Below are 13,406 nucleotides of genomic sequence, written 5' to 3'. Positions count from 1 at the left end.
GGGCCACCGCGAGGCCGCCTACCGGCTCGCGCTCGCCCTGGAGCGGCGCGCGACCCAGGCACCCGACGGGGAGCTCGACGAGGCCGAGCAGTGGTTCCGGCAGGCCGCCGCGCGCGGTCACCGGCGGGCCGCGCTGCACCTCGGCGCGATCCTGGAGAAGCGCGGCGAGCTGAAGGAGGCCGGCCGCTGGTACCTGAGCTCGGCCAAGGAGGGCGAGGCCAAGGCCGCCTGCGCCCTCGGCTTCCTGCTGCGCGACGCGGGCGACGAGGAGAGCGCCGCCGTGTGGTGGCTGCGGGCCGCCCAGGACGGCGACGGCAACGCCGCCAACGCACTCGGCGCCCTGCACGCCGCCCGCGGCGAGCAGCAGACCGCCGAGCGCTGGTACCGCGCCGCGATGGACGCGGGGGACGTCAACGGCGCCTACAACCTCGGGCTGCTCTGTGCCGCCCAGGACCGTAACCAGCAGGCCGAGCAGTGGTACCGCCGCGCCGCCTACGCCGGGCACCGCGAGGCCGCCAACGCGCTCGCCGTCCTGCTGCTCCAGGCCGGTGACGCGAACGGCGCCGAGCCCTGGTTCTCCAAGGCTGCCGAGGCCGGCAGCGTCGACGCCGCCTTCAACCTCGGCATCCTCTACGCGGGTCGCGACGACGACCGCTCCGCGCTGACCTGGTACGAGCGCGCCGCGGCCGCCGGGCACACCGAGGCCGCCCTCCAGGTCGGCATCGCCAGCCTCCGGGACGGCGACGAGCAGGCCGCCGAGCGCCATCTGCGGTGCGCGGCGGGCGGCGGCAGTGCCGAGGCCGCCTTCCGGCTCGCGAGCGTCCTCGACGCGCGCCGCCCCGAGCCCGGCCCGCCGGCGCTCGGCGCCCCGCGCGAGGAGGAGAAGACCGAGTGCGAGGAGTGGTACGAGCGCGCCGCCCAGCAGGGGCACCGGCGTGCCCAGGTGCGGGTGGGCATGCTGGCCGCAGGCCGCGGCGACCAGACGCAGGCGGCCCACTGGTACCGGGAGGCCGCGGAGGCCGGCAGCCGTAACGGCGCCTTCAACCTCGGTCTGCTCCTGGCCCGCGAGGGCAGCGAGCGCGAGGCCGCCCTGTGGTGGACCCGCGCCGCCCGCGCCGGGCACGGCCGTGCCGCGCTGCGCCTCGCACTGCTCGCGGCCCGGCGCGGCGAGCTGACCGAGGGGCGGCACTGGTGCGCGCGGGCTGTGGAGCTGGGCCCGGCGGAGGTGGCCGAGCGGGCGGCCCGGCTGAGCGAGGCGCTGCACCAGGAGCTCACCGCTTAAGCGATTTGCGCTGGTCGAGGGGGTCCCGTAAGGTTGGGTTCACCGACGCGGGGTGGAGCAGCTCGGTAGCTCGCTGGGCTCATAACCCAGAGGTCGCAGGTTCAAATCCTGTCCCCGCTACTCAGTAGCAACGAAGGCCCGGATCCAGTCACTGGATCCGGGCCTTCGTCGTATCCCCGTGCGCCTCGGACGCGAAGAAGCCCCCATCGAGGTGGGGGCTTCTTCGTACGCCGTCGGGTCAGGCAGAGGACGCGCAGCTCGGGCAGATGCCCCGGTACGTGACCTCGACGCCGGAGATCGTGAAGCCGAAGCGCTCGGTGTCGGGGAGGTCCGCGAGCGGGTTCCCGGCCGGGTGGACGTCGCGGATCGCGCCGCAGCGGGCGCAGACCAGGTGCTGGTGCGGGCGGTGCGCGTTCGGGTCGTACCGCTTGGCGCGGCCGTCCGTGGCGACCTCCATCACCTCACCGAGCGTGACCATCTCGCCCAGCGTGTTGTACACGGTCGCCCGGGAGATCTCGGGCAGACGCTCCACCGCGCGGGCGTGGACCTCGTCCGCGGTCAGGTGCACATGGTCTCCGTCGAGCACCTCGGCCACGACGCGCCGCTGCGCGGTCATTCGCCAGCCGCGGCCGCGCAGTCGTTCCAAAAGGTCACTCATAAGGACCAGATTAACAGCGACGGGACCAAGGTCCCGAACGGGTGTGACTTTGGATAGGGCCTTGACTTAGACATTGTCTATTGTAGGGTCGAGTACGAGAGCACAGGCCATGGACAGGGCTTGCGGCACGAGCAGGACAAGAGCAGGGCAAGCAGCACAGGAGGCGCACGTGACGACGCAGGGACCGCTCACCACCGAGGCCGGCGCGCCGGTCGCCGACAACCAGAACAGCGAGACGGCCGGCGTCGGCGGACCGGTGCTCGTCCAGGACCAGCTCCTCCTGGAGAAGCTCGCCCACTTCAACCGCGAGCGCATCCCGGAGCGCGTGGTCCACGCGCGCGGTGCCGGTGCGTACGGCACGTTCACCGTGACCGCCGACGTCACCCGGTACACCCGCGCGGCATTCCTCTCCGAGGTCGGCAAGGAGACCGAGACGTTCCTGCGCTTCTCCACCGTCGCGGGCAACCTCGGTGCGGCCGACGCGGTGCGCGACCCGCGCGGCTGGGCGCTGAAGTTCTACACCGAGGAGGGCAACTACGACCTCGTCGGCAACAACACCCCGGTGTTCTTCATCAAGGACGCCATCAAGTTCCCCGACTTCATCCACACCCAGAAGCGCGACCCGTACACGGGCTCCCAGGAGCCCGACAACGTGTGGGACTTCTGGGGGCTCAGCCCCGAGTCCACCCACCAGGTGACCTGGCTCTTCGGCGACCGTGGCATCCCCGCCTCGTACCGCCACATGAACGGTTACGGCTCGCACACGTTCCAGTGGAACAACGAGGCCGGCGAGGTCTTCTGGGTCAAGTACCACTTCAAGACCGACCAGGGGATCAAGAACCTCACCCAGGCCGAGGCCAACAGGCTGGCCGGCGAGGACCCCGACAGCCACCAGCGCGATCTGCGCGAGTCCATCGAGCGCGGCGACTTCCCGACCTGGACCGTGCAGGTCCAGATCATGCCGGCGGCCGACGCGGCGACCTACCGCTTCAACCCCTTCGACCTCACCAAGGTGTGGCCGCACGAGGACTACCCGCCGATCGAGATCGGCAGGCTGGAGCTCAACCGCAACCCGGAGAACGTCTTCGCCGAGGTCGAGCAGTCGATCTTCAGCCCGGCGCACTTCGTGCCCGGCATCGGCCCGTCCCCGGACAAGATGCTCCAGGGCCGCCTCTTCGCCTACGGCGACGCCCACCGCTACCGCGTCGGCATCAACGCCGACCACCTGCCGGTGAACCGCCCGCACGCCACCGAGGCGCGCACCAACTCCCGGGACGGCTTCCTCTACGACGGCCGCCACAAGGGCGCGAAGAACTACGAGCCGAACAGCTTCGGCGGTCCGTTCCAGACCGACCGCCCGCTGTGGCAGCCGAGCGCCGTCACCGGCGGCACGGGCAACCACGCGGCCCCCTCGCACGCCGAGGACGACGACTTCGTGCAGGCCGGCAACCTCTACCGGCTGATGGCGGAGGACGAGAAGGGCCGCCTGGTGGAGAACCTGGCGGGCTTCATCGCGAAGGTGTCGCGCGACGACATCGCCGAGCGGGCGATCGAGAACTTCCGCAAGGCGGACGGTGACTTCGGCAAGCGGCTCGAGGCCGCGGTCCAGGCCCTGCGCGGCTGAGGACGCTTGCCGTAGGGAAGGAGCGGGCCGGTCTCTCCGTACAGCCGTACGGGGGGCCGGCCCGCTCCGGCGTTCAGCTCGCCATGGTCGTCGCGTGGCGGTGCGCGGGGGTCCAGCAGCGGATGATGTCCCGTACGGAGACGATGCCGACGGGTCCGTGCCCGTCGAGCACGACGAGATGGCGGAAGCCGCCGTGCGTCATGGCCGCGGCCGCCTCCTCCAGGGTCCAGGTGGGGGCGGCGAAGACGACGTCGGTGGTGGTGTGGGAGCTCGCGGTCTCGTGGTCGGGGTTCTGGTCGGCGCCGATCGAGTTGAGGATGTCGCGCTCGGTGAGGATGCCGAAGCCGCCGGCGTCGGTGTCGTGGACGACGGCCGCGCCGACGCGGCGCGCCGACATCAGCCGGGCGGCCTGGCGGAGGGTGTGGGCGGGGCCGATGGTGAGGACCACCGTGCTCATGGCGTCACGGACGAGCATGAAGGGAGCCACCTCCTTGGTGAACCGCTCCCGCCTTCAACGAGAACGAATTCACAAGTTCACAAGTGGGGGGACTCTCAGAGTGGCATCGGGGCGTGGGGCCGACAAGGGGGCGCGCGAGGCACACCCGGCGGAGTGCGCCTCGTGGGGCGCCCTCGCCCCTGTCCGGCTCAGCTCTCCTGGTTCAGGTAGCTCAGGAGTTCGCCGTGGAGCAGGCCGTTCGACGCCGCCGCGTTGCCGCTGTGCGGGCCGTGTCGGCCGTCGAGGCCGGTGAAGGTGCCGCCCGCCTCCTGGACGACGATCGCCGTCGCCGCCATGTCCCAGAGCGACAGCTCCGGCTCGGCGCAGAAGTCCACCGAGCCCTCGGCGACCATCATGTACGGCCAGAAGTCGCCGTACGCCCGCGTCCGCCAGCACGCGCGCGTGAGGTCGAGGAAGCCGTCGAGGCGGCCGCGCTCCTCCCAGCCGCTCAGCGAGGAGTACGCGAACGAGGCGTCGCCCAGGTCGGAGACCTTCGAGACCTGGATCCTGGTCGCCGACGACAGGCTGCGGCCGGTGAACGCGCCCGCGCCCTTCGCCGCCCACCAGCGGCGGCCGAGCGCCGGCGCCGAGACGACGCCCACCACCGGCTGGAACCCGGTGTCGCCGGCCTCCATCAGCGCGATCAGGGTCGCCCAGACCGGCACCCCGCGCACGTAGTTCTTCGTGCCGTCGATCGGGTCGATCACCCAGCGGCGCGGGCCCGTGCCCTCCACGCCGTACTCCTCGCCCAGGATCGCGTCGCGTGGCCGCGCCCGCTGCAGCTGGGTGCGGATCAGCTCCTCGGCGGCCTTGTCCGCCTCGCTCACCGGCGTCATGTCCGGCTTGGTCTCGACCTTCAGGTCGAGGGCCTTGAACCGGTCCATCGTGGCCGCGTCGGCGGCGTCCGCGAGGACATGGGCGAGTCGCAGATCATCGTGGTAGTCGGCCATGGTCGAAACTCTATCCCTCGAAGAGGCGTGGCCCTACGGGAGGCCTTGACAGTGCGTGTTCGCCCGTCAACGCTGAGCGCAGAACCGTTCTGGCCGGGAGGCGACGATGCCGACTGCCCGTGAGGCCCTGCTCGACGCCGCCCACGCGGCACTCGCGGGGCTGCCCTGGTCCGCCGTCCGGATGGTCGACGTGGCCGCCGCGGCGGGCGTCTCCCGGCAGACCCTCTACAACGAGTTCGGTTCCAAGGAGGGCATGGCCAGGGCGCTCGTACGGCGCGAGGCCGACGCCTACCTCCAGGGCGTCGACCGGGTCCTCGCCTCGCCCGCCCCGCCCCGGCGGAACCTGGCCGCCGTCGCCGAGTGGACCGTCTCCGAGGCCTTCACACGACCCGTCCTGCGGGCACTGCTCACCGGCTGCTGGGGCGAGCGGCTCCCCGCGCCCCGCCCCGCGCGGGCCGGAGCCCGCGCCTCCGCCGTCCCCGCCCAGCGCCGCGCCGACGCGGGCGTGCCGTCCCCCGCCGACCTGCTCGGCCTCGCCCGCGACCGGGCCGCCACGGCCCTGCGCGGTGACGGGGAGGGGGACGTACGGCGCTCCTGCGAGGTCGTCCTGCGGCTCGCGCTCTCGTACGTCGTCGCCCCGGCCCCCGTCGTCGCGTCACCCTTCCTCGGGCCGCCCGTGCTCGGGCCGTCCGGCGGGGCGGAGGGTCGCCGGACGGACGGTCAGTGGGCGGAGCCGGAGAGCTGGAGCCCGATGACCCCGACGATGACCAGCGTGATCGACACGATCTTCAACGTGGACACCACGTCACCGAGGAAGATCATTCCGTAGATCGCCGTCCCGGCCGCGCCGATGCCGGTCCACACCGCGTAAGCGGGGCCCACGTCCAGCTTCCGCAGCGCCAGCGTCAGGAGACCGAAGCTGCCGAGGGCGAAGCAGGCGAAGGCGACCGTGGGCCACAGCCGGGTGAATCCGTGCGAGAGCTTGAGGCAGACCGCGAACCCCGTCTCCAGGAGTCCGGCGACCACCACCAGCAGCCACGCCATCGTCAGTGCCTCCCACGCCGTCGGTGACTGCTTCGTCGCACTTGGTGCGATTATGCACTTACCAGTACGTGTGAGCCGCAAACGTGCGCGACTCAGTCGCCTTCGCGTCGCTCCCGGGTGGCGAGCAGCCGCCGCAGCGAGAACAGCCGGGCCGGATCGGCGTGCCCGTCCGCCACCCACGCGTCAAGGGCGCAGTCCGGCTCGTCGTGGCTGCAGGCCCGCGGGCAGTTCTCCGTACCGGGGACGAGGTCGGGGAAGGCGAGGATCACCCGCGACGGGTCGACGTGGTTGAGGCCGAAGGACCGCACGCCCGGCGTGTCGATCACCCAGCCGCCGGCCGCGTCGTTCAGCGGCAGCGCGAGCGCCGAGGTGGTGGTGTGCCGGCCGCGTCCGGTGACCGCGTTGACATGGCCCGTGGTCCGCCGCCTGTCCTCCGGGACCAGGGCGTTGACCAGCGTCGTCTTGCCGACACCCGAGTGCCCGACGAACGCGGTCGTCCGCCCCTTCAGGTGCTCGTGCACCCGCTCGGCGGCGACCCCGTCGACGAACTCGTCGCGCGTGGTCACCACGTACGGCACACCGAGCGCGCCGTACATCTCCAGAAGCTCGTCGGGCTTCGCCAGGTCCGACTTGGTCAGCACGAGGAGCGGGGAGAGCCCGCCGTCGTACGCGGCGACCAGGCAGCGGTCGATCAGCCGGGGGCGGGGCTCCGGGTCGGCGAGCGCGGTGACGATCGCCAGCTGGTCGGCGTTGGCGACGACCACCCGCTCGAACGGATCGTCGTCGTCGGCCGTACGGCGGAGCACGGAGCTGCGGTCACCGATCCGCACGATCCGGGCCAGGGTGTCCTTCTCGCCGGAGAGATCGCCCACGAGGGAGACCCGGTCGCCGACGACCGCCGCCTTGCGGCCCAGCTCGCGCGCCTTCATCGCGAGGACCACCCGGTCCTCGACCAGGCAGGTGAGCCGGCCCCGGTCCACGGTCAGGACCATGCCCTCGACCGCGTCCTCGTGCTTGGGGCGGATGCTGGTGCGGGGACGGTTGCCCTTGCGGTTGGGCCGCTGGCGGATGTCGTCCTCGTCGGTGCGCTTCCCGTAGTGCCGCATGGATCAGACTCCGAGCATTTCGGTCCACATCCTGGGGAAGTCGGGCAAGGTCTTGGCCGTCGTCGCCACGTTCTCGATCTCCACGCCCTCGACCGCGAGGCCGATGATCGCGCCCGCCGTCGCCATCCGGTGGTCGTGGTACGTGTGGAAGACCCCGCCGTGCAGCGGGCGCGGGCGGATGACGAGACCGTCCTCCGTCTCCGTGACGTCACCGCCGAGCTCGTTGATCTCCTTGGTCAGCGCGGCCAGCCGGTCCGTCTCGTGCAGCCGCAGATGCGCGACGCCGCGCAGCGTGGACGGGGAGTCGGCCAGTGCCGCGACCGCCGCGATGCCCGGCGTCAGCTCGCCGACCTCGCTCAGGTCCACGTCGATGCCGTGGATCCGGCCGGTGCCGGTGAAGGTCAGACCGGCCTCGGTCAGCTCGCAGGAGCCACCCATCTCGGTGAAGATCTCCCGCAGCGCGTCACCGGGCTGGGTGGTCCTGGCCGGCCAGTCCGGGACCGTCACCCGGCCACCGGTGACCAGGGCCGCGGCCAGGAACGGCTGGGCGTTCGACAGATCGGGCTCGACGGTCAGATCACGTCCGAGCAGCGCGGACGGGGCGACCCGCCAGACGTTCGGCTCGCCGCCGGTCTCCGGCTCGTCGACCTGGGCGCCGACCTGGCGCAGCATGTCCACGGTCATCCGGATGTGCGGGAGCGAGGGGAGCTTCGCGCCCACATGGCGTACCTCGACCCCCTGGTTGAAGCGGGGCGCGGAGAGCAGCAGCGCGCTGACGAACTGCGACGACGAGGAGGCGTCGATCTCCACCGGGCCGCCGTCGACCGCCCCGCCGCCGTGCACGGTCATCGGCAGCGCGCCGCGCCCGTCGTCGTCGATCCGGACGCCGAGCACGCGCAGCGCGTCGATCACGCCGTGCAGCGGGCGTTCGTGGGAGCGGGCGTCGCCGTCGAAGCGCACCGGGCCGTCGGCGAGGGCCGCGACCGGGGGCAGGAAGCGCATGACCGTGCCGGCGTTGCCGACGTCGACGGTCGCCGGGCCGCGCAGCCCGGCCGGGATGATCCGCCAGGCCTCGCCCGTGCCGTCCGGGCCCACGCCCTCCTCGATCCTGACGCCGAGAGTGCGCAGGGCCTCGGCCATCAGGAGGGTGTCGCGGGAGCGCAGCGGGCGGCGCAGCCAGCCCGGCTCCGCGGCGAGCGCGGCGAGGACCAGTCCGCGATTGGTGACCGACTTCGATCCGGGCACGGTGACGGTCGCGTCGACGGCTCCGCCGGCATACGGCGCGGGCCAGAGGTCGGTGTGCAGGTCGGCGTGCGAGGAGGTTTCGGTCATGCCCTCACTTTAGTGGGGCACGGGACGGCTACAGCCCGAGCAGCCAGCGGCCTCCGCCGATCAGGGAACAGATCGAGACCGCGTGGAAGAAGAAGAGCCAGAGCGCCGGCGGGACGTGGGTGAGCCGGGCGAGCTGGTCCGCGTCCGAGTCCGGCGCCCCGCCGTGCCGCCGCTTGCCCTGCAGCTCGAAGACCGGGCGCACCCCGCCGACGAGCAGGAACCAGACGACGGCGTACGCGAAGGCGGACTGCACGTCGGGGCCGGTCAGCCAGGAGATCAGCAGGAACACGGCGCCCGTGAGGAGCACGGTGAAGATCCCGTACAGGTTCCTGACCATCACCAGCATCGCGAGGAGCAGCGCGGTCGCGAGCCACAGCAGGAGCGTGATCCGGTGGTCGGCGAGCAGCCAGGCGCCGCCGAGGCCGAGCAGCGGGGCCGCGGTGTAGCCGGCGGCGGCGGTGAGGATCATGCCGAGACCGGTGGGGCGGCCGCGGGAGACGGTCAGCCCGCTGGTGTCCGAGTGCAGCCGGATGGACTGGAGCCGGCGGCCGGTGACGAGGGCGACGAGGCCGTGGCCGCCCTCGTGGGCGATGGTGATGGCGTTGCGGGAAAGCCGCCATATCGCGCGGGGCACGGTGACGAGGAGGGCGGCCACGCCGGTGACGATCACCAGCCACTCTTCCGGGGCGGGCTGCGTGCCGAGGACTTCGGTCATGTTCTGGACTGTCTCCTCGGTCGGGTCGTGGATCGTGGCAGTGTGGCACGTATGTGCGGACGGTATGCAGCGAGTCGGGCGCCCCAGGACCTGGTGAGCGTCTTCGGAGTCGAGAAGTGGGAGCCCGAGGAGACCCTCGCCCCGGACTGGAACGTGGCCCCCACGAAAGAGGTCTACGCGGTTCTGGAGCGTCCTCTGAAAGACGCGGAATCGCGGCGGCCGGTTCGCCAGCTGCGAGCACTGAAGTGGGGCCTGGTCCCGTCCTGGTCGAAGAGCCCCGAGGGTGCGGCCCGGATGATCAACGCGCGGTCGGAGACGCTCGCGGAGAAGCCGTCCTTCAAGAAGGCGTTCGCCGCGCGCCGGTGCATCCTGCCGGCGGACGGCTACTACGAGTGGGTCACCGGCTCGGGGGAGCGGGACCTGGAGGTCGAGGGGAAGAAGAAGCGGCCCAGGAAGCAGCCGTACTTCGTGACGCCCGCGGACGGCTCGGTCTTCGCGATGGCCGGGATCTACGAGTTCTGGCGCGACCGGACCGTGCCGGACGGCGACCCCCTGGCGTGGTGGGTGACCTGCTCGGTCATCACGACCGAGGCGGAGACGGGCCCGCTGGGCGTGGCCCCGGCGGAGGGCCCCGGCTCGCTCGCGGAGATCCACCCCCGGATGCCGCTGATGCTGACCCCGGACCGCTGGGACGCCTGGCTGGACCCGCAGCGCACGGACATCGACGAGCTCCAGGGCCTGCTGGCGGCGCCGCCGGAGGGGCTGATGCGGGCGTACCCGGTGGCGACGGCCGTCAGCAACGTCCGCAACAACGGTCCGGAGCTGCTGACGGAACTGGAGGGCCCGGAGGTCGGCACGCTGTTCTGACACCGGGATTCGCCGGTGCGGGCGGCACCATGGGGGCATGAGTCGCACCGAGACCGTTTCGACCGACGCCGGGGAAGCCCGGATCACCTGGTACCCCGGGAAGAAGCCCTGGGCCGTGCTCGCCCTCGGCCACGGGGCCGGGGGAGGGATCGAGGCGCGGGACCTCCAGGCCATCGCCGCGGCGCTGCCCCCGCAGGGCGTGACCGTCGCCCTCGTGGAGCAGCCCTGGCGGGTCGCCGGGAAGAAGGTCGCGCCCGCGCCGAAGACGCTCGACGTCGGGTGGCACGGGATCTGGCCCGCCCTCGCGAAGCCCGGACTGCCCGTGATCGCGGGAGGCCGCAGCGCCGGTGCGCGGGTCGCCTGCCGGACCGGGAAGGAACTCGGCGCCGAGGCCGTCCTCGCGCTGGGCTTCCCGCTGCACCCGCCCGGCAGGCCCGAGAAGTCCCGGGCGGCCGAACTGCTCGGGACCGGCCTGCCCACCCTCGTCGTCCAGGGCGGCAACGACTCCTTCGGAAAGCCCGAGGAGTTCCCCGAAGGGCCGTACGAACTCGTGGCCGTGCCGTACGGCGATCACGGGTTCGGCGTCGCCAAGCGCGCGCCCGTCACGCCCGAGGAGACCCTCGGTCTCATCGTCGCGAGCGTCGCCGAGTGGGTCACGTCACTCCGGTCCTGACGGCGGGAATGCCCGGCACCCGACTGCGGTTGTGACCCATGTCGGTGTGAGAGCAAGGAAGAGGGAGTCCGTCGCATGGGTTCGACCATCTGCCCCGAGCGCCCGCAGGCCGCTGACCTCGACTGGACGGTCCTGCCCGCGCCCAAGGCCGCCCCTATTCGGGCGGCGGGCGGAGCGGTTCCTCGTCTATCCTCCGAATCGAGCGGGTCCGCCTTCGGATTCGCCGCAGCGCTGGAGGAGGTGGGTCCGGTCACTGGGACCGACACAGGGACCGACGACGGCCCCGAGGAGACGACCGAGGAGCGCAACGCGCGCTTCGAGCGGGACGCCCTCGGCTTCCTCGACCAGATGTACTCCGCCGCCCTGCGCATGACGCGCAACCCGGCAGACGCCGAGGACCTGGTGCAGGAGACGTACGCCAAGGCGTACGGCTCGTTCCACCAGTTCCGCGAGGGTACGAATCTGAAGGCGTGGCTGTACCGCATCCTGACCAACACCTTCATCAACTCGTACCGCAAGAAGCAGCGCGAGCCCCAGCGCAGCGCCGCCGAGGAGATCGAGGACTGGCAGCTCGCCCGCGCCGAGTCGCACATGTCGACCGGGCTGCGCTCCGCCGAGTCGCAGGCCCTCGACCACCTGCCGGACTCGGACGTCAAGGAAGCGCTGCAGGCGATCCCCGAGGAATTCCGCATCGCCGTCTATCTCGCGGATGTAGAGGGCTTTGCGTACAAGGAGATCGCGGACATCATGGGGACACCCATCGGTACGGTGATGTCCCGACTGCACCGGGGCCGCCGCCAGCTGCGCGGCATGCTCGAGGACTACGCCCGCGACCGCGGGCTCGTGCCCGCGGGCGCCGGAGAGTCGTCGAACGATCGGAAAGGCTCGGGCTCATGAGCTGCGGAGAGCCGCATGAGACGGACTGCTCAGAGGTCCTGGACCATCTCTACGAGTTTCTCGACAGAGAGATGCCCGACAGTGACTGCACCAAGTTCGAGGTCCACTTCGAGGAGTGCTCCCCGTGCCTGGAGAAGTACGGCCTGGAACAGGCGGTGAAGAAGCTCGTCAAGCGCTGCTGCGGCAGTGACGACGTGCCGACCGACCTGCGGGCCAAGGTGATGGGCCGGATCGACCTGATCCGCTCGGGCGAGCTGGTGCCCGAGCAGGACATCACGGCCACCGCCCAGGAGTAGCAACCCCCGCGCACACGAGGGCCGCCGCGACGCGTTCGCGGCGGCCCTCACGCATACATCAGCTTGTATCACCCGATGGTGCGAATCGGCCGTGGCCCGCCCGCGCGCCGCGCCCAACTCGCTAGCGTGACAGGCGTGATGGGCGTGAAGGCGATTCCCCGAGCGGCACGTGCGTACATCGGCTGCGCCCTCCTCGCCGCCGCCGTGTGCGCGCTCCCGGCGCTGCGCCCCGGCGCGCAGACGGCGTGGACGTGCGTCGGGCTCCTCGCCGCCCTCTACGCGCTCTGCGAGCTCCCCGCGCGCTGCCGGCTCATCGGCAGGGCGCTCGGCGGCTCGGTGCGCGTGGGCGCCGGCTCCTTCTTCCCCGTCCTGCTCGCCGCGGCCCTCCTGCTGCCGCCCTCCGCCGCCGCGCTCACCGCGCTGCCCGGCGCCCTGCTCGCCCGGGTGGAGCAGCGGCCCGCGGGCGTGCGCCGGGCCTGGCGGACGGCCCAGCTCCTGATCGCCGTCTGGGCCGCCGCGCTCGTCGCCGGGGCCCTGGGCAGCGGCGAGGCGCTCGGGAAGGGGCCGGACGCCCCCGACTTCCCGTACGCCCTGCTCCCCGCCGCCGCCTGCGCGCTCACCTTCTGCCTGGTCCTGAACGCGCTCGACGGCGGGGTCAGGATCGCCGCCGAACGCGTCCCGGCCCGCACCGCCTGGCGGGGGCTCCTCGGCCGGACGCTCGCCCCGCACACCGTCCACGGTCTCGCCGGGCTGATGATGGCGGTGCTCTGGCGGAGCACGTACGGGCCGGTCGCCGCGCTCTTCGTCCTGCTGCCCATGTACATCTCCTGCTGGGTCTTTGCGCAGTACCACCGCGAACGCGCCGCGCACCAGGCGACGATCCGCGCGCTCGTGCAGGCCGTCGACATCAAGGACCGCTACACCCGGGGGCACAGCGAACGGGTGGGCCAGGCCTCGGCGTTGATCGCCCACGAGCTGGGCATCGCGGACGAGCGCCTGGAGATCCTCCGCTTCGCGGGGATCCTGCACGACGTGGGCAAGCTCGGCGTGCCGACCCGGATCCTGCGCAAGGACGGGCCGCTGACGCCCGAGGAGCGCCGGGTCATCGAGCTGCACCCGGAGTACGGCCACGAGATGGTCCGGGGCATCGGCTTCCTCGGGGAGGCCAGGGCGGCGATCCTGCACCACCACGAGAAGCTGGACGGCACCGGCTACCCGTACGGGCTGCACGGGGAGCAGATCCCCGAATTCGCCCGGGTGGTCGCGGTCGCCGACGCCTTCGACGCGATGACCTCGACCCGCTCCTACAGCCGGGCCCGGCCCGTCGCGACGGCCGTCGCGGAGCTGCAGCGGTGCGCGGGCACGCACTTCGACCCCCGGATGGTCGCCGCGCTCGTCCAGGCGCTCGACCGCCACGGCTGGCAGCCGGCGGTCACGGCCGACGAGCCGTGCCCCCCGGCCGCCCC

The 13,406-nt window shown here is 72.3% G+C and carries 15 protein-coding genes and 1 tRNA gene; 9 read left to right on the top strand and 7 right to left on the bottom strand.

The window, feature by feature from the left end; genetic code table 11:
* Together AB0E14_RS37365 and AB0E14_RS37360 are read left to right on the top strand one after the other, a co-directional pair.
* Window positions 1-1,282 (top strand): tetratricopeptide repeat protein (locus AB0E14_RS37365; RefSeq protein WP_362429184.1); only part of this gene is annotated, 1,282 nt, incomplete at its 5' end.
* Window positions 1,283-1,328: 46 nt separating this feature from the next.
* Window positions 1,329-1,402: transfer RNA gene (locus AB0E14_RS37360), tRNA-Met, on the top strand.
* 118 nt (window positions 1,403-1,520) lie between these two features.
* On the opposite strand, the gene AB0E14_RS37355 is transcribed toward AB0E14_RS37360, so the two are convergent.
* Window positions 1,521-1,940 (bottom strand): Fur family transcriptional regulator, encoded by a 420-nt coding sequence (locus AB0E14_RS37355; protein WP_362429181.1) that lies wholly within the window; start codon window positions 1,938-1,940, stop codon window positions 1,521-1,523.
* Between the two features lie 109 nt (window positions 1,941-2,049).
* Between AB0E14_RS37355 and AB0E14_RS37350 the strand changes: the two genes are divergently transcribed.
* Window positions 2,050-3,564, top strand: a complete 1,515-nt coding sequence (locus AB0E14_RS37350; RefSeq protein WP_362429178.1) for a catalase — start codon at window positions 2,050-2,052, stop codon at window positions 3,562-3,564.
* A gap of 73 nt (window positions 3,565-3,637) precedes the next feature.
* Here the strand turns inward: AB0E14_RS37350 and AB0E14_RS37345 are convergent, their stop codons facing one another.
* Together AB0E14_RS37345 and hisN are read right to left on the bottom strand one after the other, a co-directional pair.
* Window positions 3,638-4,039 carry a CBS domain-containing protein gene (locus AB0E14_RS37345; protein WP_361964132.1) on the bottom strand — a complete coding sequence of 134 codons (402 nt, stop codon included), beginning with the start codon at window positions 4,037-4,039 and terminating at the stop codon, window positions 3,638-3,640.
* 170 nt (window positions 4,040-4,209) lie between these two features.
* Complete coding sequence (hisN, locus tag AB0E14_RS37340) at window positions 4,210-5,010, bottom strand: histidinol-phosphatase (protein ID WP_362429174.1); 801 nt, start codon at window positions 5,008-5,010, stop codon at window positions 4,210-4,212.
* Between the two features lie 106 nt (window positions 5,011-5,116).
* Here hisN and AB0E14_RS37335 point away from each other — a divergent pair, with 106 nt between their 5' ends.
* Complete coding sequence (locus AB0E14_RS37335) at window positions 5,117-5,839, top strand: TetR/AcrR family transcriptional regulator (RefSeq protein WP_362429171.1); 723 nt, start codon at window positions 5,117-5,119, stop codon at window positions 5,837-5,839.
* Here AB0E14_RS37335 and AB0E14_RS37330 read toward each other — a convergent pair.
* From AB0E14_RS37330 to AB0E14_RS37315, 4 genes are all read right to left on the bottom strand, one after another.
* Window positions 5,731-6,054, bottom strand: coding sequence for a multidrug efflux SMR transporter (locus AB0E14_RS37330; RefSeq protein ID WP_362429168.1), 324 nt, complete (start codon window positions 6,052-6,054; stop codon window positions 5,731-5,733). The two genes, AB0E14_RS37335 and AB0E14_RS37330, sit on opposite strands and share 109 nt — an antisense overlap.
* A gap of 92 nt (window positions 6,055-6,146) precedes the next feature.
* Window positions 6,147-7,160, bottom strand: coding sequence for a ribosome small subunit-dependent GTPase A (gene rsgA, locus AB0E14_RS37325; RefSeq protein ID WP_362429165.1), 1,014 nt, complete (start codon window positions 7,158-7,160; stop codon window positions 6,147-6,149).
* A 3-nt stretch (window positions 7,161-7,163) separates the two neighbouring features.
* On the bottom strand, window positions 7,164-8,492 hold the full coding sequence (gene aroA / locus AB0E14_RS37320; protein ID WP_362429162.1) for a 3-phosphoshikimate 1-carboxyvinyltransferase: 1,329 nt from the start codon (window positions 8,490-8,492) through the stop codon (window positions 7,164-7,166).
* Window positions 8,493-8,520: 28 nt separating this feature from the next.
* The gene (locus AB0E14_RS37315; RefSeq protein ID WP_362429159.1) at window positions 8,521-9,207 is read right to left on the bottom strand and encodes a M50 family metallopeptidase; all 687 of its coding nucleotides are present in this window, start codon (window positions 9,205-9,207) and stop codon (window positions 8,521-8,523) included.
* Window positions 9,208-9,258: 51 nt separating this feature from the next.
* Between AB0E14_RS37315 and AB0E14_RS37310 the strand changes: the two genes are divergently transcribed.
* From AB0E14_RS37310 to AB0E14_RS37290, 5 genes are all read left to right on the top strand, one after another.
* Window positions 9,259-10,074, top strand: a complete 816-nt coding sequence (locus tag AB0E14_RS37310) for an SOS response-associated peptidase (protein ID WP_362429156.1) — start codon at window positions 9,259-9,261, stop codon at window positions 10,072-10,074.
* A gap of 37 nt (window positions 10,075-10,111) precedes the next feature.
* Window positions 10,112-10,747 (top strand): alpha/beta family hydrolase, encoded by a 636-nt coding sequence (locus AB0E14_RS37305; RefSeq protein ID WP_362429153.1) that lies wholly within the window; start codon window positions 10,112-10,114, stop codon window positions 10,745-10,747.
* Between the two features lie 240 nt (window positions 10,748-10,987).
* On the top strand, window positions 10,988-11,644 hold the full coding sequence (locus AB0E14_RS37300; protein ID WP_318109737.1) for a sigma-70 family RNA polymerase sigma factor: 657 nt from the start codon (window positions 10,988-10,990) through the stop codon (window positions 11,642-11,644).
* Window positions 11,641-11,940, top strand: coding sequence for a mycothiol system anti-sigma-R factor (rsrA, locus tag AB0E14_RS37295; RefSeq protein WP_362429149.1), 300 nt, complete (start codon window positions 11,641-11,643; stop codon window positions 11,938-11,940). The genes AB0E14_RS37300 and rsrA overlap by 4 nt, the downstream gene beginning before the upstream one ends.
* Before the next feature lie 144 nt (window positions 11,941-12,084).
* Window positions 12,085-13,406: HD-GYP domain-containing protein (locus AB0E14_RS37290; RefSeq protein ID WP_362429187.1), on the top strand; the 1,322-nt coding region annotated here is incomplete at its 3' end.

The organism is Streptomyces sp. NPDC047981, from assembly GCF_040653315.1.
Lineage (GTDB): Bacteria > Actinomycetota > Actinomycetes > Streptomycetales > Streptomycetaceae > Streptomyces.
This window is presented reverse-complemented; position numbering and strand designations above follow the sequence as displayed.